Source organism: Leptospira ainlahdjerensis (assembly GCF_016919175.1).
Taxonomy (GTDB): domain Bacteria; phylum Spirochaetota; class Leptospiria; order Leptospirales; family Leptospiraceae; genus Leptospira; species Leptospira ainlahdjerensis.
In genome coordinates this window covers 42114-66424 of sequence record NZ_JAFFPU010000075.1, presented here as the reverse complement: position 1 = coordinate 66424, position 24311 = coordinate 42114, and the positions used below count along the sequence as shown (strand labels likewise).

Here is a 24311-nt window from a genome sequence, read left to right as displayed (position 1 = left end):
ATTTTCGATTCCATTTTTGCGAAAAAAAAACCTCATCATCTTTTTTCCAATCAGTCGCGAATTTACTCAAAAGTCCTTTTCGAAAAGTGAGGCCGAAGACTAGAGGGAACGGCTCAGGATCCAGAGACTTTCGATTAGATTTAAAGAGAAATGGGCCGAGAAAACTACCCACAAGGATTTCGTATAACGTTTTACGATTGCAAATGGAATTCCGACTACAATCCCGGTTAGAAGAATATACCAGAAACCGCCTAACCAGTGTAAGAGGCCGAAGAGAATGCCGGATCCCAGGATCGCCGCAGTATTTCCGAATCTTTCTTCTAGGGCGCATAACGTCATTCCCCTATAAATGGATTCTTCGATCCAAGGAGCCAAAAAAGAATTCGTAACGATAAAAACCCAAACCGGTCTTTGAAAGGAGGAGAACATCTCTCCCGGAGGAACCCAATCCCCAAATTGAGTCTGTAAAAACGAATGAAAATCGACTAGAATAAAGATGTAAAATAAGGACATCCCTGTTCCCAAAAAAAAGCCGAGCCCGATCATCTGAAGGGTTTTCGAAAAAGAGACAATCCTCCATTCCTCCCGAATGCGGTAGTGTTTGTTCCGATTTAGGAGAATAAAAAAAAGGAGAAAAATTTGGATTTGAGAGAATAAAAGTACCAGAGGGACGTTGGTTTGAATCTCTTTTGAAATGAGATCCGGTTCTTGCAATCCGGAAAGAATAAAAAAGACGGAGAATCCGAGAATCGAAATCAAAAAACTCAATGGAGGGAAAAGAATGAGAAACCAAAGGGAGGAACCGGAGGTAATTGATTTTGTGGAACTCATAAAGTTGTTTACCTTTTTCGAAAAAAGAATCTAATATTACTTCGTAAAGAATAAAGGATCCAAAGAATTCGAAGTAGATACGTTCCCTATTCTTTCTTTTTCCAGAGGACCGTTTTGAATGAAAACATGGTTAGATACGATTAAACCCGTCGATCAAAAAAAAATGCAAAAAAAGGTTTTTACACTTTGGAAAAAAATTTCCAGATCTGAAATTCTTAAAATCCATTTTATAGTCTTATTTTCGAGAAGATCTTCCCTTGTCTTTTTTTCGATTTTTCTTCTGGTGGTGTCTTTTTCGACTATGGGCGATTTCATACCGTTAGAAGCTTCCAGAAAATCCTCTCCGGAAACCACACTGGACGGAAAATTCAAATACTACAACGTAGGAATTCAGGATCAATTTGCGTATCTTGAAATTTTCGGACAGATTGAAAATCGGTCCGGGAAGGACTACGCTGAGGCCTTTTTTACGGTGAATTTTTACGATAAAGAAGATTCTCTTTTGGAATCTTGTCAAATCGCGATCCAAGGTCTTCTCGCGGGTCATAAGAGAGATTTTTATGGAAGCGCGAGGCATGTGGATCCTAAATTAATCGTTCGTTTTACGATAGAATTCGACGGAAACAACTAAATCAAAAAATAGGAATATAAGAGTTTACTTATGAATTTCAGAAAACTAATCTTCATTCTTTTGGCCACACTCACCCTTCAATGCGGTGCGACGGTTCGTCCGGGTGAAATCGGATTGTTTTGGAAACCGTTCGGATTTTCCGAAGTCGGGCTCAGTAAGGATCCTGTTTTTAACGGGTTCTACTGGCTTCTTCCATGGAACGATATTTATACATATTCCACACAATGGAATTCGTATAAGGAGAAGGTGGATGTCCTTTCAAACGACGATCTTAAAATCGACGTTCAGGCTGTCATCATTATGAGGCCGATCAGGGAAGAAGTATATCAGCTTCATATCGAGGTCGGTCCAGAATATTACAGAAGTATTGTGCAACCGGAATTTCGCGCATCGATTCGAAACGTAGTTTCTCATCATCAGATGATTCAAATTTCTAAGAACAGCGCCGTTCTTGCAAGGGACATCAAAACCGCGGTGATTGAAAGGACTAAGGGAAAACACATCGAAGTTTTCGACGTAATTTTGGACGATATCGAATATTCTCCAAATATGTTGCACGCAATCGAGGCGAAGCTTACAAAACAACAGGAACTAGAACAACAAAAATACGAACTTGAAATCGCCGAGAAAAGCATAGAGATTGCGAAAAAGAAGGCGAGGGCGGACGCGGAAGCCCAGATGATTCGCGCGGATGGTCAAGCGAAGTCGCAGGCGATTATCAACGATAAGTTGACTACGAGATATCTTCAATACAAGGCTTTTGATAATCCGAACTCGAAGTTGATTTTTGTTCCCTTGGATAAGAACAATCTTCCGATCGTAGTAAGTCCAAAAGAATAAAAAGAGATTGTTTGTTAAGAATCGGTAAAAAGAGGGTCTGGTTCGAATTCGATCTTTCGAGAGATCGCCTTTTCAACCAGATCGAGGTGCCAGATATAGCTGTAAGAGTTGTGGAGGGGTGGACATCCCACGTTCAAGGCTGTATCGATAGAGTCCCCGACCCCGGAGTCTTCCAACCACAAAAGATAGTTCAACATAAAACACCGGGAAACACCATGCGCCGCAGAAAGAACTCCCAACAACAACCAAGCTTCGGATTCGATTCTTAGATTCACGCGAATCAGTTTTCCCCGATCTCCTTTCTGATAAAGAGTTTTCCCGGCTCTTGGATTGATTCTCCTTTTGGATAACATGAACTTATGATATCTTTTCAGAAGAGGAAAAATTTTTCTCGGAAGATTTTTTCTCCCTTCGGCGGATAAAGAATTCAAAAATCTCTCCGGAAAAAAGATCGTCTCCACTTCCTTTTTGGATTCGAAAAAGGAAGAATGAATTTTTCTGTTTCTGTAAAAAAGAATGGTTCCCATACACAAGACGGTTCCCGACCGAAATCTCAGAAGGGGATTTCTAAAAAAAAAATCTTTATCCAAAACTCGAGTGGAGGAAAAACTTACATCCGATCTTTAGAACGAATTCTAAAGATCATATTTGTTGTTAAAAAGAAAATCGAAGAAAAGGCAAAGGTGATCGCAGAATAAAGCTGGATAAGAATTCCGACATACAACAGAGAATAGGGAGGATCCAAACCGAACACACCTCCGAGACGTTTTCCGAGAAAGAAGCTGAAGAATGAAAGCAGAAAAACCCAAAATAAACTCATTCAAAATACCGTTTTACAAAAGGAAAGAATCCGATTCATAAAATTCAAAGCTCTTTTCTTTTTTCCTTACGTTTATTCAATGACCGACTAACGCGTGAAATTCCGGATCCTCTCGAAAATTATCGAAGTCTCGATCCTTAAAATCGCTTTTCGGTTTTCCAAGTGCCAGAGCGATCTGAGTATAACGAAGCATCTCGGCCCTTTTTTTTTCTAAAGAATTCAAACAGGCAAGGTTGAAAGCGAGACGGCTGTCTTTGATTTCGGGAGGAAGAAGGTTTTCTACCAAAGCGAGGAATTTTCCACCGCCGTATTTGGCAATGTAAACGATGATGTCTCCGGCAAAATATTCGGCCGTGTTGTACATTTTCCCGGAATCGTTTCCTTTTACAAGGGATTGAGTGTTGATCCCTAACTTCTCATAAATTTCATGATAACAATTGAGAACCCAACCGGCGACATCGGGTTTGTTTTCCTTTAAAAAACGGTTCAAAGCGATGGAACTGATCTGCATTCCTAGATCGCTTAATCTTTCTTTTTCCTCTTCTTTGGTGACTTTTTCTCTGTATTCTAAGATACGATTAAATTCTCTCTGATACCTTTCCTGATTCTCGTGAAAGTTCTTGTCGAGACGTTCGATGGATTGTTCCATCGTGCTTTTCCAAACTCCGACGTAGTCTTCCATGACGTCGCCGAAGATATCGTCCAAGAGTTCTTGTTCTTCTTCCGAGATTTCCTTTTTTTCCTTAGGTTTTTCGTCCTTTGGAAAGTATTCATCGAAGAATTTTTTCTCGATTCCTTTTTGAGAATGATAAGCGACACTCGCGTCTTCGTCGTGATAATGCGAATACGCGAAATATACTCCCTCTTCTTGATTGACTTTTTTAAATTCTTTTCCGTGAGCGATGGAAATAAAATTCTCAATGGATAAGAACGCGAGAATATCTCGAACGGAATTGTAATCATCTCCTAAAATTTCCACAATCTCACCCCCGGAAATTTCCGAAGAATCATGATTGTCTAATATACTCCGATAGAATCCCGTGAAATTCAGAATGTATGCGATAACGTTCGCTCCTTCCGAAATCGCGTCTTCGTAGTCGCTTCCCGCGTGCCAATCAAAACCGAGGTAAACGATTTCCCCCGCGTCGTCCCAATAAGAATCAAAGACGCGAATTTTTTCTTTTACGGCGCCTTCTTTTCCAAGGCTTCTCACCCATTTCAAAATCGTTCCGTGAATTTTGAATGCGAGAGAATGCCAGTCGAATTCTAAAATCCTTTTTGCGACGTCGGAATCGTTCTCGGAAATCTGAACCGCTTTGTGGGCCATAAATTCTTGAAACTTTCTGGAAACGATCGGAGTTCCGTCAAAACTCAATTCTTCGTCCGAATCGGCATTGATGTCTCGGATCCAGCGACAAATTTCTCTGAGTAAGAATCCGCCCATTCCGTAACGAACTATAGGCGGCTCCAAATCACAAATTCCGTGATCGACACAAGAGATGGCAGATTCTCCGTGTTTGTTTTTGATGAAGGGATGGTAGACGAGCCAGTTCTGGCTGTCGTCAAATGCGCCTAACGACTGTACGTCGGATATGCTCTTTCCAACGATTTCCAAAGGTGAGATCCACCAGCTATCGCCGTCTTCCAGGATTTCCTCATCCCAACCGAAATCTTCTTGTACGACTGCGGGTTGATCGGGAGAATCCGGATCCGGTCCGATCCCACGGATCACAAAGGTCGGATAATCGTCATTGTCGTATTTGATTTCGATTCCGTTGAAGAGGCAGACGAATTCCGCCATCGAATCGGGAACGGAAGTATGAATTTTTCCCAGAAACGGTTTTTGCCAGCAGAGATGAACCGGAGTTTTCTCGTCGTAAGACCAAGGCAAAGTAAGAATCAATTGATCCTCTTCGATATTTACGTCAGTGATTTTGGAAAGAATTTGATCTAGGAGTGATTTGCATTCTTCCGTTTCGATCAAAAACTGAAAATGATTTCGAAGCGCTTCCTTGCGATCGGAAGATTTTACGATTTGATCCCAGCTTTCTAAAAAGTTCGGATCACCGGAAAGAATTTTATAAGAAGGAATCCGATTGGATTCTTGAAATCCTTGTTTCGTTTTTTCTTCGACAAGTTTTTGGAATTCTCTGCTACATTCTTCTCTCTTTTCAAAATTGAGAATTCGTCTTTTCCCAATCGAACCTGTTTTTCCAAACGAAAGAAGGATGGAATATCCGGACATCTCGATTTGCCAGAATCTCTCGAGCCCGTTCTGAGTTTGAGTAAAGTGTTTTCTCATGATAAAACCTAATTCTTAGATTGTAAGGATGACGCGTCAAAAGTATAACTCATTGCGGAGATATAGGCTTATCACCTTATATTCTGAAATGAACAGAATTATACATCCAGAAATTCTAATTTGAGTTGGTAGGAAAGAAGTTTCAGCCCGTTTTTGCGATTGCTTGAACCGGATCCGAAACGTGACGAATGTCCATTCCCGTATTCAAACGGACCAATTCTTCCGCGATGTTGACCGCATAATCTCCCGTTCTTTCCAAACAAAGGATGAGACGATATACATCCGCAAATTGATTCTTATCCAATCTAGGATCCATTACGAATTTTAAGAATGCGGACTGACAGAGATTGTTGATCTCCTCTTCGACCGAATGAACGCTTCCGTAAAAACGATTCTTTTCTTCCACCAAAGATTCAACTGCCATTCCGACGATCGTTATAACTCTGGACAAAAGTTTGTTTAGAATTTCCTCGTCGCAGAAAAAACGTTTCGGGATCAGACCTCTTCGAAAACACTTCGCGCAGTTTACGATCTGATCCCCCATTCTTTCCAGGTTTCTTGTGATCCGGATCGCGGAAAGTGCGAAACGAAGAGGATCTCTTTTGAGAATGACTTCTCCGTCGACTTGATCCATTCCCATAGAATTTCGATTTGCGACCGCTTCTAAGATTGCGTTTTGAGAAAGGTTGTCGTTTTGTTTTTCAAGGTTGTCGATGAGATCGTCCCGGTCGATTAGCTTTCTTGCAAGTTCGGAATCGTCGGTTTCCAGAGCGTCGTCGAGAATGAGTACTTGTTCGAGACAAAGCTCCGCCATACTGTAGAGATTTTTGCGGAGAAAGTCAAACTTGGAAGTCATAGATTTTTTTAAGACCCGTAGATTTGATAACAAGGTTCCGAATCGATTTTATCTCGGAAAGTGGACAAAAGTTCAGGTACTCAGGAATGCTTCCTAAAAACCGGTTTTGGTCAAGAAGATTTTCTTTTGAGCAAAATCTTGTCCCCGATTTCCTGGATCTTGGAGGAGGGGATCTTTGTTCTTTCTTTGGAAAGTGGACCCAGCGACGTTTTCACGAGTAAGAATTCTAACTTTCCGTTTTTGGAAATCACTTCTTCTACGATTCCGGCTTCGGAACCGTCGCTGTTTAAAACCTTGAGGCCTTTGTATTTTTCAAAAGGAATCGTATTCAGAAGAATCGCGTCCACTCCTAAAGTACGGACAAAGTCGATTCCCACGAAAAGATCGGGTTTCATAAAACCCTGGTCGATCGTAATTCCGGTGATTTTTTTTTCATTCCGATCGATATGAAGTTTGACCACGACCCCGAGAATCTGACCTTCCGGATCCAGGGCTTCCTTTCCGAGAATATCATCGGAAGTGATTATGTTACTTTCGTTTGGCATAATCTTTCTTTAATAAGACATTCTTAATGGAGGTTTCAATATCTTCGGGATAAAATTCGATTTTTTGGGAGAATGGAAATTTTCGTACCCAGAAGCGGATCAGTTTGGAAGTTCCCGGAGAAACTTGAATTGCAACCACGGATCCGAGAAACCTTGCGTTTTTATCATAGACTCTTTTTCCCAAGAGATTGCTTGGAGGATCGATTTTTAAGAGGATTCTTTCTTTGGAATCGGACTTGAGATATTCTTTCGAAAAGTAAATTTTACGAAAACCTTTGAGGACGACGATACCCGAGAGAGTTCCGGAAAGAATTCGGACGTCGATCAATCTCCCGGAGTTCTCTCCGGATTTAGAGAGAACGTTTCTTCCGAGGGAGGTCCAAAAACTTTTAGAGTCTTTGAATTCTTTTTCTTTGTCCGTAAATTGAATCATCGGATTCCAGAATTCAGGAGAATTCTAAAGAATCCAATTCTTTTTGTAATTCAGATCATTCCGGATTTTTGGAGAATCAACCAGACCAAATAGAGAAAGCTTCCGTATTGAACGACAAATCCGGTAAAACGTATGTTTACCGCCATCTCGGAACCGGAACTCAAATGAGCCGAGGACTGAACCAATCTCGCGCCTAGGACGATTTGACTGACAAACGCGAATGTCGAATCCAAAACTCCGGTGAAGGCCCCGATCAAAACTAAGGCGGCAAAAATCGGAAGATTTTCGATGCAGTTGTTGTGAGCTCTGTTCAATCTCCAATAGAAATTACTTCCGTGTTGAACTCCGGAAGGAAACTCGTTCGATTTTTTTTCACCTTTCAAAACCTTAAACGTACGGATGCTGATCACTCCGATTCCCAGAAGGATGGTCCAAATCGTAAAACCTATTAACGCGATGATTGCCGGATTCATTTTTTCTCCATTCTTTGTTTTTCCGGAGAATGGAATCAATCTTGCTCTGAATGGCAAGTAGGATTTTCAATTTCGAAATTTCTTCCTTAAAAAATCCTTTCTTAAGTTGTTTTTTAATTTCAAGGAAGGGCGTTTGAACACAATACAACCGAATCCGAAACTAAGGGTCCGATTTAGAATTCGTATGATCTATATCGTATTTTTTTGTGGAAGTCTACACGAAAGAAAAAAAGGAGCCTAGAGAATTATGATTTTATAATAGAGTATTTTTTGCAGACTCTGCTCCCGTCAGACCTCTAAAAAAAGGAGCCTAACTCCGAATCGATTGCGGCGCAGGGAAGGAACGCGACTTTCCGGGAGTTTTTTGTTTTTATCATTAGAGTCGATGATTCTCAAGATTCGATTGGTTTTCGGTAAAGATTTGTAAACTCGGAATCGATCGGCTTAAAATTAGGATCGATACGAAGGAACACAAATCCTCGATTGGGAAGCGGGCCGATTTTGATTGGAAAGGTTTTAGAAGAATTGAGTTTTCTCTCTATTCTCCTCGGATTAGATTCGAAATTTCTTTTTTCCGTTCTTCCGATTCAAGGCTTCCCGTCACTCTCCATTCGAACATTTCAAATCGGGAAGAACGATTTAAGAATATGATAAAACTTTGATTTTCCGTATCGATCTTTTCCGATTGTTGCGAAGAATAAGAAAGATAAATGGGTGAAATCGAAAGCCCGGTTCCGTAATAAAGAATGTGCAGCTCCAGAGAATTAAGAAAATTCGCCGGAAGAACCGAGATCGTTTTTTGATCCCAGCTTCCCTTTAAAACTTCTTGAATCTCATAGTGTGCGATTCTTCTTTCGAAATCGGGAACTTTTTTTTGAAGTTTTTCGTGTATGCCCAATTCCTTCAAAAGTTTGGATTGGATTTTAATCTTGGTCACCGAGAAGGACGGGGTCGCTGCGGAGACTATAAAAATATAGGGGGAACTTTGAACCAATTCTTCCAGAGTGACTTGTTGATAGTGAATTTGGCTCATGCAGAGAAATGGACTCCAAAAAAAAATTAAAAGCGAGAAATGAAGCGCGTTCTTGGAAAGTTTCATTGAAGAATTCTCGACTTGTAAATTCGATTTTTAAAACCCGCGAACGGTTTGGAAAGAAAATAACGAAAGTCAAACCAGGGAAAGACGAAAAAGTTTTTCTTTTCCATTCTTAAATTTCTTTTGAAATCCTTTAATAAAAGAATCGAATTCTTTAAGGCGTTCATGCATATTCTAAAATTTTAATATTCGATTGATGCGGGAGCGAACATTTGCATCTCGATCGGTCTCTTTTGATAATACGTTTTTCTTTTTAGATTCTCTCAACGGTTGGGTATTTAATCATACCGTGCTTTCGCGTAATTTTAGCCAAAAGTTGAGAGAATCTGCAAGTTGTCCTAGAAGAAAGTAAGATTGTCGTAGTTCCGACAAGGGGATTTTTGCTTGCAAATAGTTTGATTTTGTGATAGAGGAAAGTTTCCGGAGTTTTCCCGCCGCCGCTCCCCACCACCCGAAATCTGGGCGGGGCGCCGCCGTGTTCAGGGTAGAATTGTCGGAGTTCCGACAGGCTTTTTTAAGATTCTCAGTCAACTTCTGGGTAAGGTGAATCAATCCTCGGACGGAGGTGGCAACTGGATCTGGATATCGCCTTCATTTGCGACCTACGGTCGACGGAGCCTTTGATGCAGGGGCTGAAAAAATTTTTATAACATCAAGAGCTAAACCTTTTATTTCCGCAGATGAATTTACCGCTTCCGAAGAAACGGATCCGGGATTAAAAAGAAGAAATTGTTCTCTTTCGAACGTCGTTATAAATCCTCGCCTGTCTTATTTATTCCTTCTAAACATTTTGGTTCTTAAAAAAAGAACAAACTTTCGTTTGTTCTTTTTCTTTTTTTCAGAGTCAAAGGGGGAGAGGGTATATTCTAAAATCCTAATCTCCATCAGAATTGGAAGGAAGCGCGTTCGCTCCTAATATTCCGATCACTTCAGTGGCAAATATCGTTCTCAACTCTTTGAAATTGGAGTGGATTTGTGTGCTTACAAAAGTCAGATTTCCTGTGAGATCCGTTTTTAACGTTATGGATGCGTTGATTCTGCTCTGGATATTACTTTTGAGAGTGTTGATTTTACTTCTCACCCTCGTGTCCAAGTCGCTGTTTTGCAGTCTCACCAGATAACTCAGAGACCTTGAATCCGTATCTCCAACATTTCCGGCGTAAACCAACTCCAATCCTTCCACCGAGGAAAGAAGATCTTGATAAGAAGTATCACTGTAAACCGATTCTAACTTTGCAGGAAACTGAGTGCTTCCCGCGAGTGTTAGTCCTGCGGGTACTCCGATACGAACATCCTGGTTCGTATATTCCAATTGTACGATTCCGTTGATAAACGAATCCACGGCGTCCTTGGTTCCGGTGAAAGAACCGGAACCGGTCGCCAACTCATTCGCAAAGGAAGAATTCCACGCGTTGTAGAGTCTTTGCGAATCGAGTTGAATGACGGTTGCGAGAGATGCGATATAAGTTCGCCTTCCTGCGCTCAAGCCGTTGGCATTATCGATTGCGGCTAACGTATGAACGTTGGCCCCATTGTCGAAGATGAAATACTCTAGGGCAGCGAATCCTCTTCGGGTGAGCGGAAAGCTGTCTACTGTGCTCGAGGATGGGGCGGTCGCCGCTACAGCGTCCAAATCGGCCGTCGTGGGGCGACTATTTTCTCCTAAAACATATCCGTCTAATCTGTGAACATAAGTGGAGGGAAGATATGAACGGTTGATATAAAAGATCTCTGCTTGTTTGAAAAGTTTTCTGGCGGCCAACCATTTGTTTTGAAGGTCGGCTAAATCAGTCGGCCCTGTTCCGGTTCCTGCGGTAGTAAAATAATTTGCGGCGCTCGTTTTCAGCTGATTCGATGCGATCTGAAGCCGATTGAACTGTGGAACCGCGACTTGGTTAGCCGAGTAGTTTAAAAATTCTCCCGTACTCGCGTTTGCAAACAAGGCGATGATGAGGGTTTCCACTCCGGATATTTTTCCGATTTCTTCGCAACGGATTCCGGGGAAAACGACTAACGAGGTCAAGAGCAGAATTTTTATTTTATTGGCTATGAGGGCGGTCTTTTTGAGTTTATTAGAAAATTCTAAAGTTTTCATAAAGACTCCAGGAAAAGAATCAATTTATCCCGATCCGCTTTCGGCAAAGCGACGAATTTGTTTCTGGAATTGAGGGCTTCTCCTCCGTGCCAGAGAATCGCCTCCTTGTGGCCTCTTGCCCTTCCGTCGTGAAGGAGATGGTTGTGGCCGTTTACCTTTTGAACAAGTCCCGTTCCCCAAAGAGGAGGGGTTCTCCATTCGGTTCCGGTCGCTTCGAAGTCTTCTCGATTGTCCGCGAGATTGGCTCCCATGTCGTGAAGAAGGAGGTCCGTGTAAGGTTTGATATGTTGAAACGATACTTCTGGAAATCCTTCGAGATAACCCGTAAAAATATATGGTTTGTGACAGGAGTTACATCCGATCTCGGAAAAAATTTCTTTTCCTCGAATCACATTCGTATTGGTCCAGTTTCTTCTTCCGGGGACTCCTACTAATTTTGTATAGAGGGTTACAAGATCGGCGGTTTTTGTAGAAATTTCAGATCCTTCCGAGGTTCCGTTGTTTCCCGGTGTGGACGCTAGGCAATCCGCTTGTGCCGCAGTACAATTTTGAGTAGGAAAGAGGGGGCTCGTGATTCCTATATCGCCTAAGAAGGCACCTTGATTTTGCTGATTCAAGTTCGGTTCGTTGGCCTTCCATCCGAATCGACCGAGAACTTTCTTCTGAAGCCTCGCATCCCAAACTATATTCGGTTTTCCTGATATTCCATCTCCGTCCGTATCGTCCGGATCGGCGAAAGAACGAATCGTAGATTCCGGTATCGCCTCCAAAAGTCCAAGTCCCGGAATCATAGGGGACGTACGAGGAGATTGATTGACCACCGGAGGAATTCCGAAGGCCCAAGCTGAAATCGTAAAGGTTGGTCTTCTGAGTGAATAGGCTTCTCCGTCCGGAAAGGTTCCGGGTTCTTCCACAAAGGTTACAGTTGTCGTCGCTTCACCCGGAACTACGGGAGGTCCGGCGACTCCACGATCGTTGATCTGTAAGCCGTAGTTATCCAAACCGACGGGGCCGCCCGTGATCGGATCCTTTCCATTCTTACTGACTCGAATCAACATCGTAGAGAAAGTGCTACTTCCGTTTGCGGGAGGAGTTCCTCTTCCGTCTTTTACGTGACAGCCGTTGCAGGAATTACTATTGAATACGGGGCCCAATCCGTCGGATGCAGAATTTCCGCCTTGTACCCAGAGTCTGTTAAAGAATGAGTTTCCGCCTTGGAAGTCGATATTACCGCCGTCTCGAAGATTCGAAGCTACTAAGTCGAATGCGTTCACAGTCGTGTCGAACGTGGTAGTCAACCCTCCGGAGTATTGTTCTCCCGGATCCATATTCTGGAGAATGAGAAGAATGGCGGCTAACTCTAGATCGTTATTGTTCTTTTTTTTGAGATCTAAGATTCCGCCGCATTGGGAGAATAAAACAAAAAGGATTCCTGCGAGGAACCCTTTTTGTATATTAGAATATGCTGAAACCATGAAGGAATGAAATTCTTCCTTCATTTTTATACTTTTGTTTTTCATAACAGTTCATCTTTTTATATTTTATTTTTTTATTAAATCGAGAAGTCGGTGATGGAAACGCCGACGCCCTTTGCAGCGTCTGTGATTGTTTTTTTCAGAGTATCTCCGATCAATTTTTGAGTATCAAAAAGGATTTTATATTCGGAATCCGTATTCTTAATGATTTGATCGTAACGCCCCGTGAGAGTTCCGGAAGAACAGGTTGAAGTGTAGTTCGGATCAGAAGTTTGTTCCGGGAGGTTGATGCAAAACGCGTCTCTGGAAGCGATCAGCTGAGCCGCGATCGGTGGTGCAGTGAACGTTCCAAAAAGACTGCTCAGTCCGGGGCCGGTAGAAATTGCGACGTTCTTTTTAATCTGGTAAGAACCCGTCCAGAGGTTGAGAACACCTTGTGCGTCGTAGTAGAAGTCGGCCTTTGTGGTGTCGCTAAAACAAGAATGTTCCTCTTCTTGTTGTCCGTCGAAGGTTCCGGTCAATCGTTCTCCGCCCCATTCTCCGGCTATGAACTTTCCAAGTCCTTGGAAGATATTTGTGATTCCAGCGTTCGGGCTGGATTTCATAAGATTGGAATAAGCTGTTCCATCCGAGAACTGATCCCGAATCAATTTGAGTTGAAGTACGATGGCGTCCGTTACCGCTTTTAGATATGCTTTTCTACGAGCAGGGGCTCCTGCGGCACCGTTAAAGTCGGCCACCGAACGTTGTCCGGATACTTGGTTTGTACCGGCTCCGGATAGATCCTGTCCCCAGAGAAGATATTCGATTGCGTGCCATCCGACGGTGATCGCCTTATCGTCGTTACCTTCCGCGGCGCCCGTCGCTCCGGAATCTCCGTTTACCGCTAAGATTGCGGTATAAGTCGTTGCGCCCGCACCTGCGATATAATTGTCGATTGCTGTTTCGTCTAACGGCCATGCGTTGAGGAGTCCTTCACATTCGAAACCTCCCGATCCGTCGGCTCCGTCTCCACAACCTACGACGTCTGAATTGTCGATCGGCCCGGAAGAAAAACGAAACGCTTCGGTGATGAGATAAGAAGCTCGTGCGATGATAAAGAGATTCTTTAAGTTTGTATGATCTGCCGCCGTCGGGGTATTTGTCGCCGCGAAAGTCGTTACCGCCGATTGCAATGCAACTGCGTCCTTATAACTTTGATCGTAGGATTCGTAACCTAATTGAAGGTAACGGTCTATAACCTGTGCCTTTGTCGCGGTCGGGACCGAGCCTAATACGGCGATGCCTGCGAGGATCGTCGAATCATTGTTATTCTTATCCGCTTTGCAGTTCGCAAAAAGGATAAGTCCGATGAGGCAAAGAATGAGAAAGAGAGATGTTTTTTTTAGATCCATGTATTTTTCCTGAATGTCTTTGAAAAAAGGTCCCGGGAGGAGACTTTCGCCCACGCCCGGGGAATTTTCGATGAACTGGTTGTTATGATATTGATACTAATTCTCAAAATCATAATTTTGGTCAATCGAAATTCTTTTCGATAGGCGAAATTGCGGGAACTCCCGCGAAAAATTTCATGAGAAGGGGAGTTCCTACGTTTTTCGGTCCAAAGCCCCGGTAGAGAAGGATGATTACTCCGCAAAAAGTAGGAACTCACACCCAAAACCTTCTCTGCAAAGGCCGGGTAAAAAAAATCCATTCTTAAATTCTCAGAGTTCAAAGGAAACCCCGACATTGATCTGACGAAACGGTCCGACTTGAATCCCTTCCGGGAGACGCCCGGAAATATAACGAACGTCCCCCAGGTTCTTACCGTTTACAAAAACGCTCCAACGTTTGATCGGATCCTTATATCCCAAAGAGGCATTTATGAGAGCGTAAGCGGGAATCACTCCCGTTTCACCCGAACTGTCCGAAGTAATATTCAAATATTGTAATACTTTTTTTCCTAAAGGATCGGTAATGGAATCCGCCCAGTAGGCGGTTCTTGTGTTAGTGTCATCGTGGAATTGAGCCGAAAAATACTGATATTCAGCTCTCGCATAAAAACCTTTTGGGTGAACGAAACCCAAAGAAATCGTGGCCGTGTCTCTGGAAACGTAGGGAACGTAATTTCCGTTTTTATCTTTTTGAGCGACTATAAAGTCCAGAAAAGATTGGTTTGCCGCAATTTTTGAAGTGTCGATCGAATACTGATTCATCTTTGCGTCCGCTCTCGTATAGATAAATTCGATCGGAAGTTTAAAAGACGCGTCGAAGAGTTTTGCAGGGTCGAAGGTTATATTCGTTTCCAATCCTCGACTATAAGTTCTTCCCCCGTTTTTGGCGGATGTCGCCGAATCGTTTCCGGAAGCCGAAGAAGTGATGATGATTTGATTGATATAATTCAAATCGAAATAGGTCACCTGAGCATTTAAGTAATTTGTAATGTCTCCTCGAATACCGGTTTCATAATTGTAGGAATATTCGGGATCTATTTTATTTATGATTCCCGAATTGTTAAGTGCATCCTGATAGCGGGGAGGAGAAAAACCTTTGTGGGCTCCTGCAAACCAGGTAAGATCCTTTCGAATATCGTAAGTAAGGCCAAGACCGGGAATGAGGACGTGATAGACGTTTCTACTTCCTTTGTCGACCTCTTGGGGTGGAGAATTCGGATTCGTTTGGTTTGTAATCGGGTCGACGGCTTGTTGACGGAGAATCGTTCGATTTTGAGAGAAGGTTTCGTATCGAACACCTGGAATCACGGAGAATTTATCATAGAATTTAAAACTATTCTGCGCAAAACCGGCAACGGATTTGGTATTGTTGATCTCGTGATCTCGGAGTTGTCCGGATTTTGCGAGGGAATATTCCGAAGAGGCGGTTCCGGTTGCCGGGCTTCCAAGTCCGTTTCCGAAGGTCGCATAATCAGGAGTAGACGGACCATCCAGGAATTTAATATCTGCGGTTTCGTAGTGATAACGCAGACCCGCATCGAGTTGGTTTTTGACGCCGAAAAATTGATAATCCAGTTGGTATCTAGATTCCGCGCCGACAAAACGATAAGTTCTGTTTCTATGTCCGACTCCGTCCAGCATATAAACCGAATCACCGCCGCGGTTTACGAAAGGTTCTGTATCATAAGCTTTGATAGTATTGTTCGGAAGAGTATTATAATGAGAACCGGTGTTGCGGGAGTAGTTTTGTCTGGACCAGTTTCTTTCCGTATAAGCCGAATAAACTTTTGTAACGAGTTTAGAATTGTCAGTGATCTTCCATTCGTGACCGAGGTCTCCGGAATATCTTTGCAGTTTCCGATTGTCCTGTTCTGCGAAATTGGAAGAAGAATGATTCCAGAGTTGAGCCGTTGTAAGACCGAGATAAGTCATATTCGCGTCTTGGACGGTCCCTAAGAATTTTGTGGTGAACGCGTGATTCTCGTTCAGATCTGTTACTGACTTAAAAGAAACCTCATGAAGTCTGAAGTCTTGGTGGTCTCTATATCCGTTTCCTTGTTTTCGAAGAATGGAGATATCGATTCCCGTATTTCCAAAAGTTCCGCCGTAAGAAACTTGAGAGGAGAAGAATCCAAAGGACCCTCCTTGCATAGAAACGGAAAGGACCGGTTCTTTAGGAGGTCGTTTTGTTATGAAGTTGATCACCCCACCTATGGTGGAAGGTCCGAAAAGAATCGCGCCGGATCCTTTTACAACTTCGATTCTTTCCATACGGTCGATGTTAGGCGTATAATATTGCTCAGGCGCGGAATAAGGATTGAGAGAAGTGAAAACTCCGTCTTCAAGAATGAGAACTTTTCTTCCCAGATCGTTACTCACTCCTCGAAAACCTACGTTTAGGGTCAGACCACCAGTATCCTGATATCGAATGGAAGCTCCCGGGATTCTTCGAAGGACTTCCATCGAATCGACCGGGCGTGTCTGTTCGAGGTATTCTTTTTCGATAATCGTTGCAGAGCCTGGAATTCGTTTGAGATCATTTTTCTTTTTTCCGATTACCGAGATGGTTCCCTTGGACCATTTTTCTTTTTCTTCCTGGTTCGGGGGAGGAAGGGTTTGTTTTTCCTGATTCTCGGAGTTTTCCTGAGGTTGGGCGGGAACTCCCCTAGAAAAGAAGAGGAAAAAGAAGAGAAGAAAGACGGACAGAATTGTTTTTTTATACATCGTCGTTTTCGATTTTGAAAATGATTCTCAATATTTGGCGTCTGGGTTTAGAGTCAAGGGAGAATGGGGAGAAAAGAATGAAGCGCTTAGAAAAATTCTCGGAAATTAGAACTTAGGGAATGCGGAGAGAAAAAGTAGGAACTCCCTCGTTTTCGATTTCAGAAATGCTTTGCTGGAACAACGAACGTGGGAACTCCCTCGTTTTTCGATTTCAGAAACGCTTTGCTGGACCAACGAACGTGGGAACTCCCTCGTTTTTCGATTTCAGAAACGCTTTGCTGGAACAACGGACGTGGGAACTCCCTCGTTTTTGATTTCAAAAACACTTTGCTGGAACAACGAACGTGGGAACTCCCTCGTTTTTTGATTTCGGAAACGCTTTGCTGGAACAACGAACGTGGGAACTCCCTCAAAAAGAATTCTTCAGAAAATCTTACCGGAGAAAACAAAACGAACAAAAAAGAGAATCACGACGGACTGAGAAAGTTGTCCGGCAACAAAAACCGGAAAAAAAATTTTCTTCTTATAACGAATGACACCGAGGATCGCACTTAAGATCGGAGCCGGCAAAGGAAGCGCATTGAAAGCAAAAATCGCCAAAACCCCATAGCGATTTAAAAATCCTTTCATCCTGTAAAATTTTTTCGGACTTATGAGTTTGATACAAGCGCGGGCCGCGATTCTTCCCAAAAAATAATTGATCGAGAAAGAAATCAGAAGTCCGAGAATATGAAGCGCGATCAGATCGCTTCCCTCGAGTTTGGAATACGTCGCGCGGATAAATAAGAATTCGATGGGAAGATAAAAGAAAAACAAACCGCCGAAGAGGGTCGTAAAAAAAACGCCGATCAGACTCGGTTTTTGGATTTCCTTGCTCACGTAGAGGACGAGCTTCTGAATTGAGGTCAAACCAGGAATATCAAATTTAAGAATCCCGGAAGTCGCCAAGACGAAAAGTGTCGCCGCGATCAAAACGGTGAAGAGAAAGATTAAACCGGAATAGAAGTTTCTTTTCTCGTGATACGAGAAAATTTCATCCTTTTGAAACTTCACTCGTCTCTCTCTTTCGAATGATATAAGAAGGCACACGAGAAACGATCGCTGAAAGAATCAGCCCTCCCGCTTCTCTCGTCACCTCGTCGTCGAAGGAAAGATTTTGAATCTGCATCGCTGCGAGAACGGTTCCCGCTGAAAAAGCAGCGGAAAGAATCAAAGAAGTTCTAAGCCAAATATTTGTCCTCTCTGGATACATTAAAAATCCTGCATATAGAAGGACTACGCTTAGATAAATGGGCATCCAGAGCCAAGGATCCGGATCGTTCCATTGAAGAGCCGCAAACAAAATCCAAAGAAGAATGATGGTGATCGAAAATGCTTTCATGATTCGTGAATCCATTTGAGTTCGTATAAGTCTTTTCTTCGATTGCTTAGATTTCTCACGGAACCTTTTTTACGAAGTTCTTTCAAGAGATCCAAATCCAAATCCGCGATCAAGGTCATCTCCGTATTTGGAACCGATTCCGCGGCGACGCAGTCGTGAGGAAACGCAAAGTCGGAAGGAGTAAAAACCGCGGACTGAGCATACTGAATGTCCATATTCTCCACGTGAGGAAGCGCGCCAACCGAACCCGAGATCACCACATAACATTCGTTTTCAATGGCTCTTGCCATCGCGCAGTGTCTGACTCGGTTGTATCCGTTCTTCGTATCCGTATAAAAAGGAACAAAAAGAATGTCCATTCCTTGTTCCGCGAGAATTCTCGGGAGCTCCGGAAATTCCACGTCGAAACAGATAAGAATTCCGATCTTGCAGGAATCCGTGTTAAACACGGAAAGGTTGTAACCACCTTTCACTCCCCAGTAGAAATCTTCATCCGGAGTTACGTGCAACTTATATTGTTCTTCGTAGGTTCCGTCTCTTCTGCAAAGATAGGAGACGTTGTGAAGGGTTTCGTCCCGGTATTCGGGCATACTTCCGGAGATGATATTCACGTTGTATGAAACCGCAAGTTCCACCATTCTTTCTATGATGCTTTCCGTATGACTGGAAAGGGCACGCATCGCGTCGGAAGGGCTTCGATCGTTGTATTTTGCAAGAAGAGAAGCGTTGAAAAATTCTGGAAAAAGAACGAAGTCCACGTTGTATCCGGCGACCGTATCCACGAAAAATTCGACCTGTTTCATCAATTCTTCGATCCCGGTTACGGGGCGCATTTGAAGTTGAACGACTCCCACTCGGACCACGGTTTTTTTCCCGCCGATGAGAGTAGTCTCTTCCTTTTCGTAATATATATTCAACCATTCTAATAGAACCGCGTAAGAACTGAAACCTTTCGTGTTACCGAAGTAACCGCGTTTTAGTTTTCTCACGTGAAAGCCGTTCGCCAGTTGAAAGGAAAGGACCGGATCGTAGATTTCCTTGTCTCTCACTTTTTCGATGTACTGAGCCGGGGTCATCGAGTCTTCATAGTTTTCGTAACCGGGCATCCAAGCCCCGACTACGATTCTTTTGAGATTGAGTCTTTCACAGAGTTCTTTTCTCGCGTCATACAATCTTCGACCGAGACGAAGACCTCTGTATTCCGGGTGAACGAAGATATCGACTCCATAAAGTGAATCTCCTTCTTCGTTGTGATTTTTGAGATCTCCCTTTCCTACGATTTCTTCGTACGTGTGGTTATCTCCGTAATCGGACCATTTGATGATCTGGCTGATCGCCGCGCCGACGACTTTTCCGTTGTCTTCGATACAGATCTGGCCTTCCGGAAATTTTGTGATCTGAGATTCATACTGATTTCTTTTCCAGGCTCCGTCAAACTCCGGAAAGACGATGTCCATAATTTCTTTGACGTCGTCGTAATCATCCAAGGTAAGAGCTCGGATTACGATCCTATGATCGGATTGAATCTTCTTTTTTTTCTTCCTCGGTTTTTTTCCGCCGGCTCCGTTTGTGGATATCATCAGAACACTTTACCGGGGTTCATGATGTTTTTCGGATCCATGGATTTTTTGATCTCTTTCATCAGGAGAATTTCGGCTTCCGACCTGGAAAAATGGAGAAAGTCCTTTTTTAAAAGTCCGATTCCGTGTTCCGCGCTGATCGATCCATGATATTTTTGTAATAAACGGAACATATCCGGATCCACGCTCTTGCATCTTTTGAAGAATTCTTCGTTGGAAAGATCTTTCGGTTTAACAATGTTTAGGTGAAGATTTCCGTCTCCTACGTGACCGAAGAGCGCGATTTCAAAACCGGGGTATTCGTCTTTCAAGAGCGCTTCCATTTCGACGAGGAAGGGTTCCATATTTCGAAGAGGAAGCGAAATATCGTTTTTATGAACTGTATAATCGATCGAAATACTTTCGCTGATTCCCTCTCTGTATTTCCAAAACGTTTCGGATTGTTTGGAATTCTGAGCGAGACTTCCGTCGCTGATCAGTTCCTTTTCAGTGATCGTTTCCAAAAAGCCGAAGAGTTTTTCATCGTCGCTTTCGTCGGCGATTTCGAATTCCATCAAAACGTAATACGGGCTCGGAGCCGAAAACGGATCGGAAACTCCCAAATGGGCTTTTACTTTTCCGAGACAATATTCGGTGAAGAATTCAAATGCGAGAAGGGGAACCTTCACCTGGTGAGTTTCCTTGAATAGGGAAAGAATGGAGACAAAATCGGGAACGGCTACGAGAAGAACTCGGTTGTCCAGAGGTTTTGTAGTCAGTTTTAGAGTTGCTTCCGTAATGACGCCTAACGTTCCTTCGGAACCGATAAAAAGTTGTTTGAGATCGTATCCGGTGTTGTTTTTCAGAACTTCACCGTTGAATTCTAAGATTTGCCCCGAGCCCGTTACTACGGTGAGTCCTAAAACCCACTGACGAATGAGTCCGTAGTGGACGACTCTCACGCCGCCCGCGTTAGTCGCGATGTTGCCGCCGATATGGGAAGAACCCGTGGATGCGAAGTCCACCGGAAAGTAGAATCCTCTTTCTTCGGATTCTTTGTGGAGATTTTTCGTGATCATTCCCGCTTGTACTTTGATACTTCCGAAAAAAGGATCGAAGTCCAGCACCTTATCCATCTTGGAAAGGGAAAGAACCAATTCTTGGTTCTTCGCGATCGCTCCTCCTGCGTAACCCGTTCTTCCGCCGGAAGGAACGATGGAGATATCGTTTTCAAAAGCGTACTTTACGATTTTTGCAACTTCTTCGGTGTTTGTGGGGAACGCGAGAATTTCGAAATCGGGACTGTGAACTTTGGTTCGGTCGGTTCCAAAAGAAAGAAAGGTCGCTTCGTCAAAGTCGGGGTCGTTTCTAAAAAATATCTTTCCGGGTCCAATGAGGGATTTTAATTCTGATTTGTTGATTGTGGAAGTTGTAGTCATAATTCTAATTTCGTATATTCAGGTTTCGTAATTATTCTGCGAAGTTCATTCTTTCGATTTGAGAATCGACCAGCTTTTCGTCCTTCTCCAAGGTTCTTTTACGATAGTGTCCGTCCGGATGCAGAAATCTCGCTTTTACGTTGTCTCTCAGCTGAACGTCCAAAATTTTCTTAATTCTTTCCTTGTTCTTGGGTTCTAAAATCGGAAAAAGAACTTCGATTCTTCTTTCAAAATTTCTGGGCATACAATCCGCCGAAGCGAGGAAGGTCGCCTCTGCTCCTCCGGAATGAAAGAAATAGATTCTTGTGTGCTCCAGAAACCTTCCCACGATGGATAGGACCGTGATGTTTTCGGAGATTCCTTTGAGCCCCGGTTTGAGGCAGCAGATTCCGCGGATGATAAGATCCACTTTGACGCCGGCCTGACTCGCCTTGTATAATGAAAGTATAATATGTGGATCGACGAGGGAGTTCATCTTGAAGATGATTCTCGCCGGTTTTCCCGCGAGGGCATTCTCCGTTTCCTTTTCGATCATCGTGATAAAGGTGGATTTGAGATTGTGGGGAGAAGCCGAAAGTAGGTTCAAAGTCGGCATCTTCGCGTAACTCGTGATCGTGTTGAAGATCGTGGAAACGTCTTCGGTGATCTGTTTGTTTACGGTAAAAAAACTGAGGTCCGTATAATACTTGGAAGTTGTAGAATTGTAATTTCCGGTTCCAAGGTGCACATAACGCACCATGTGATCGTCTTCTTTGCGAACTACGAGGAGCATCTTACAGTGGATTTTTAATCCGACAACGCCGTAGACGACGTGAACGCCGCGCGCTTCGAGTTTTTGCGCCCATTTTATGTTTCTTTCTTCGTCAAAACGAGCTTTGAGTTCCACAAGAACGGTTACTTGTTTTCCATTCTCCGCCGCTTGTCCGAGGTATTGGATGATCGGAGAATCTCCGCTCGTGCGATAAAGCGTCATTTTGATTCCGAGGACCCGATGGTCTTCGGACGCGATTCTTAAAAGATCTTCGATCGCCGAGAACGATTGATACGGATGATGGAGAAGACGGTCTTTCTTTTTCATCGCTTCGAAGATTTTTTCCGGAGTATCAAACTTCAGAGTCATCTTCTGTTGAAAGAAAGGATATTTGAGTTTGGACGTATGATCCAATCCGTAGAAGAACATCGCGTCGTTAATATTCAAAAGGGAAGCCACGTCGAAAACTTCGTGGTCTTGAAGTTCCAGGAGTTCTCTGAGTGTGTTTTTGATAAAAGGAGAAGTTCCTTGGTGGATGTCCATCCGAACCGCGTCGCCCCAGATCCGGTTGCGAAGTTCGTCCTTCATAGTGATCAATAAATCTTTTACGGATTTTTCTTCGTCGATGGAGATGTCCGCGTCTCGGATAATTCGGAAAGGATAGATCTCCTTTACCGTCATTCCGTAAAAGAGATCGTCTACGTGGAGTTTGATGATCTCTTCCAGAGGAAAAAATCTTCTCTCGTCCCCCTTTGTTTTTAGGTGTAAGAATCGAGGAAGAACGGAAGGTACTTGAACGACGGCGAAGAGATCTTTTTTTCCGCCGGTTTTTTCGTCGTCCGTGCTGAGGACCATCGCGAGATTTAAGGATTTGTTGAGAATATGCGGGAATGGATGGGAGGTATCGATCGCAAGAGGTGTCAAGATCGGAGAGACGTCTTCTTTGTAGTAACTCTGGATTTGTTTGATCTCATCGATGGTCAATTCTTCCGGATTGAGAATTACGTGGATTCCTGCCGCTTTCAATTCTTCTAATGTATTGGAGAATGTTTCGTATTGTTCTCTAACAAAGGCGCGGACCTTGTCGGAAAGATCGGAGAGAATTTCGGAGGCGCTGTCCCCGTTGAGACTTCTTTCGTCGTTTCCTTCTTTTACTAAATTTCGAAGTCCGGCGACGCGAACCATGTAGAATTCGTCGAGGTTTGTCTCCGTGATACTTAAGAATTTCAATCTTTCCAGGAGTGGATTTTCAGAGTCGTTCGCTTCTTCCAAAACGCGTCGGTTGAAATCGATCCAGGAGAGCTCCCGGTCGAAAAATATGTTCGGGTTGCCGAGGTGAATCTCGAATTGATTTTCTTTGGAAGAACCGTTTTCGCTCGTCTTTGTAGGAGCTTGTTCTTGTATTCTTGGCTTTGACACTTGGATATCCTGAAAAGTCTGGGAAGCCCCCGGAGAAAGATGGGACGAGGGGTTCTATTCCTGTTTAAACCTCCTTTCCGGGGAGTCAATGATTCTTGGAAGGATTTTGATGAGAGCTTTGCTGCTCTTCTTCTTTTAGGATATCCTTACCCGAAAAAGTATTTGGAATCTCAAGAGTAATTTGTCGGAACTCCGACAATCCACCGTGAAAGGCCGCGCCCCGCCCTGGTTTAGGGTGGAGGGGTGGGGGGCGGAAAAATTCCGGAAACTTTCCGTTATCACAAAATCATAATTTTGCAAGTAAAAAGTCCTCTTTGTAGGAATTCCTACAAAACCCTTTCTTGTAGGACGATTCTCGTTGGTAGTCCCTCTCGATTTGCGGGTAAGGTTATGTTCCTTTGGGACGGGGAGTTCCCACGTTTCGGCGCTTTTTCGAAGAATCTCGAAAGTGAGGAGTTCCCACACTTTGAAAGACAAGGCTTTTCCCGTGGTTTGGAAACGTGTGAGTTCCTACTTTTTTAGATCTTCAGAGAGGAATCCGGCTCTTTCCAAAAATAAGGGAGTTCCCGCACTTCCGAAAGAATCTCGAAAACCAGATCGATTTTTTATTCCAAAGAAAAGCGGAATTCTTCTTGGCAGGGACTCGTCTAAAACAATGAATACAGTGTAAGGAACAAAAAACTTGGCAATTCCCAGTCGTTACGCAGTCGCAATTCACATTCTCACTTTCCTGGAAAACAGGAACGGGGGAGATACGACTTCCGATACGATCGCCGAATCCGTAGGAACCAATCCCGCCATTGTCCGAACCCTTACGGGAAAACTTAAGAAAGCGGGACTTGTTTTGACGAGACAAGGTGTTCCCGGAGCGAGCCTCGCAAAACCAGCGTCAGAGATCCTACTTTCCGACATTTATCGTGCCATTGAAGATTCCGATTGTCTCTTTACCGTACATGATCATCCAAAACAGGACTGTTCTGTAGGAATGGGAATTCTCCCCACCCTGGAATGTGTCTTCGCCCAGGCCCAAGCCGCCCTCGAAGCTAAACTCGGAGAGATCTCTCTCGCCGATGTAATGAAACAGGTTCGAGGAGAGTGTCAGAAAAAAATGTCTCTCACAAATTAATTTTTAAATTTTCTTCTTTCCAGGAATGGTCGCCATCTTGTTAAGGTGTTTATAACAAGTTAACATTGTAAATTGCGGGAAA

At 43.4% G+C, this 24311-nt stretch carries 21 protein-coding genes; 3 read left to right on the top strand and 18 right to left on the bottom strand.

The annotated features are described in order from the left end of the window. Nucleotides 1–99 precede the first annotated feature (99 nt). Entirely contained in the window at nt 100–831 is a 732-nt protein-coding gene (locus JWG45_RS18890) for a CPBP family intramembrane glutamic endopeptidase (protein ID WP_205281173.1), read from the bottom strand. Between the two features lie 301 nt (nt 832–1132). On the opposite strand from JWG45_RS18890, the gene JWG45_RS22635 reads away from it, so the two are divergent. Both JWG45_RS22635 and JWG45_RS18880 read left to right on the top strand, forming a co-directional pair. Next, on the top strand, nt 1133–1462 hold the full coding sequence (locus JWG45_RS22635) for an FxLYD domain-containing protein (protein ID WP_232380785.1): 330 nt from the start codon (nt 1133–1135) through the stop codon (nt 1460–1462). Nucleotides 1463–1492: 30 nt separating this feature from the next. Then, nucleotides 1493–2302 carry a prohibitin family protein gene (locus JWG45_RS18880; protein ID WP_205281172.1) on the top strand — a complete coding sequence of 270 codons (810 nt, stop codon included), beginning with the start codon at nt 1493–1495 and terminating at the stop codon, nt 2300–2302. Between the two features lie 14 nt (nt 2303–2316). Here JWG45_RS18880 and JWG45_RS18875 read toward each other — a convergent pair whose 3' ends face one another. The 17 genes from JWG45_RS18875 to ppk1 form a co-directional block, all read right to left on the bottom strand. After that, nucleotides 2317–2829 (bottom strand): DUF1564 domain-containing protein, encoded by a 513-nt coding sequence (locus JWG45_RS18875; protein ID WP_205281171.1) that lies wholly within the window; start codon nt 2827–2829, stop codon nt 2317–2319. Between the two features lie 83 nt (nt 2830–2912). Continuing rightward, the gene (locus JWG45_RS18870; protein ID WP_205281170.1) at nt 2913–3122 is read right to left on the bottom strand and encodes a hypothetical protein; all 210 of its coding nucleotides are present in this window, start codon (nt 3120–3122) and stop codon (nt 2913–2915) included. A gap of 76 nt (nt 3123–3198) precedes the next feature. After that, on the bottom strand, nt 3199–5424 hold the full coding sequence (locus JWG45_RS18865) for a WGR domain-containing protein (RefSeq protein WP_205281169.1): 2226 nt from the start codon (nt 5422–5424) through the stop codon (nt 3199–3201). 142 nt (nt 5425–5566) lie between these two features. Next, nucleotides 5567–6280, bottom strand: coding sequence for a phosphate signaling complex PhoU family protein (locus JWG45_RS18860; protein ID WP_205281168.1), 714 nt, complete (start codon nt 6278–6280; stop codon nt 5567–5569). Between the two features lie 110 nt (nt 6281–6390). Next, nucleotides 6391–6825 carry a PRC-barrel domain-containing protein gene (locus tag JWG45_RS18855; protein ID WP_205281167.1) on the bottom strand — a complete coding sequence of 145 codons (435 nt, stop codon included), beginning with the start codon at nt 6823–6825 and terminating at the stop codon, nt 6391–6393. Next, entirely contained in the window at nt 6809–7258 is a 450-nt protein-coding gene (locus tag JWG45_RS18850; protein WP_205281166.1) for a hypothetical protein, read from the bottom strand. Before JWG45_RS18850 ends, JWG45_RS18855 begins: the two co-directional genes overlap by 17 nt. A 50-nt stretch (nt 7259–7308) precedes the next feature. Continuing rightward, entirely contained in the window at nt 7309–7731 is a 423-nt protein-coding gene (locus tag JWG45_RS18845; protein WP_205281165.1) for an MAPEG family protein, read from the bottom strand. A 538-nt stretch (nt 7732–8269) separates the two neighbouring features. Next, nucleotides 8270–8764, bottom strand: coding sequence for a hypothetical protein (locus JWG45_RS18840; protein ID WP_205281164.1), 495 nt, complete (start codon nt 8762–8764; stop codon nt 8270–8272). Between the two features lie 937 nt (nt 8765–9701). Next, on the bottom strand, nt 9702–10922 hold the full coding sequence (locus JWG45_RS18835) for an imelysin family protein (protein ID WP_205281163.1): 1221 nt from the start codon (nt 10920–10922) through the stop codon (nt 9702–9704). Then, a complete protein-coding gene (locus JWG45_RS18830) occupies nt 10919–12442 on the bottom strand; it encodes a di-heme oxidoreductase family protein (protein ID WP_205281162.1) in 1524 nt (507 codons plus the stop codon). Before JWG45_RS18830 ends, JWG45_RS18835 begins: the two co-directional genes overlap by 4 nt. A gap of 32 nt (nt 12443–12474) precedes the next feature. Next, entirely contained in the window at nt 12475–13791 is a 1317-nt protein-coding gene (locus tag JWG45_RS18825) for an imelysin family protein (protein ID WP_205281161.1), read from the bottom strand. A gap of 309 nt (nt 13792–14100) precedes the next feature. After that, nucleotides 14101–16554 carry a TonB-dependent receptor family protein gene (locus tag JWG45_RS18820; protein ID WP_205281160.1) on the bottom strand — a complete coding sequence of 818 codons (2454 nt, stop codon included), beginning with the start codon at nt 16552–16554 and terminating at the stop codon, nt 14101–14103. Nucleotides 16555–16977: 423 nt separating this feature from the next. Continuing rightward, nucleotides 16978–17607: a VTT domain-containing protein gene (locus tag JWG45_RS22510; RefSeq protein ID WP_205281159.1), complete on the bottom strand. Its 630-nt coding sequence runs from the start codon at nt 17605–17607 to the stop codon at nt 16978–16980. Then, the gene (locus JWG45_RS18810) at nt 17588–17950 is read right to left on the bottom strand and encodes a transmembrane 220 family protein (RefSeq protein ID WP_205281158.1); all 363 of its coding nucleotides are present in this window, start codon (nt 17948–17950) and stop codon (nt 17588–17590) included. Before JWG45_RS18810 ends, JWG45_RS22510 begins: the two co-directional genes overlap by 20 nt. Then, the gene (locus JWG45_RS18805; protein WP_205281157.1) at nt 17932–19515 is read right to left on the bottom strand and encodes a bifunctional GNAT family N-acetyltransferase/carbon-nitrogen hydrolase family protein; all 1584 of its coding nucleotides are present in this window, start codon (nt 19513–19515) and stop codon (nt 17932–17934) included. Before JWG45_RS18805 ends, JWG45_RS18810 begins: the two co-directional genes overlap by 19 nt. Then, a complete protein-coding gene (locus JWG45_RS18800) occupies nt 19515–20933 on the bottom strand; it encodes an FAD-binding oxidoreductase (RefSeq protein WP_205281156.1) in 1419 nt (472 codons plus the stop codon). Before JWG45_RS18800 ends, JWG45_RS18805 begins: the two co-directional genes overlap by 1 nt. A gap of 31 nt (nt 20934–20964) precedes the next feature. After that, nucleotides 20965–23103: a polyphosphate kinase 1 gene (ppk1, locus tag JWG45_RS18795; RefSeq protein ID WP_205281155.1), complete on the bottom strand. Its 2139-nt coding sequence runs from the start codon at nt 23101–23103 to the stop codon at nt 20965–20967. 682 nt (nt 23104–23785) lie between these two features. Here ppk1 and JWG45_RS18790 point away from each other — a divergent pair. Beyond that, nucleotides 23786–24229 (top strand): Rrf2 family transcriptional regulator, encoded by a 444-nt coding sequence (locus tag JWG45_RS18790; protein WP_205281154.1) that lies wholly within the window; start codon nt 23786–23788, stop codon nt 24227–24229. Nucleotides 24230–24311 lie beyond the last annotated feature (82 nt).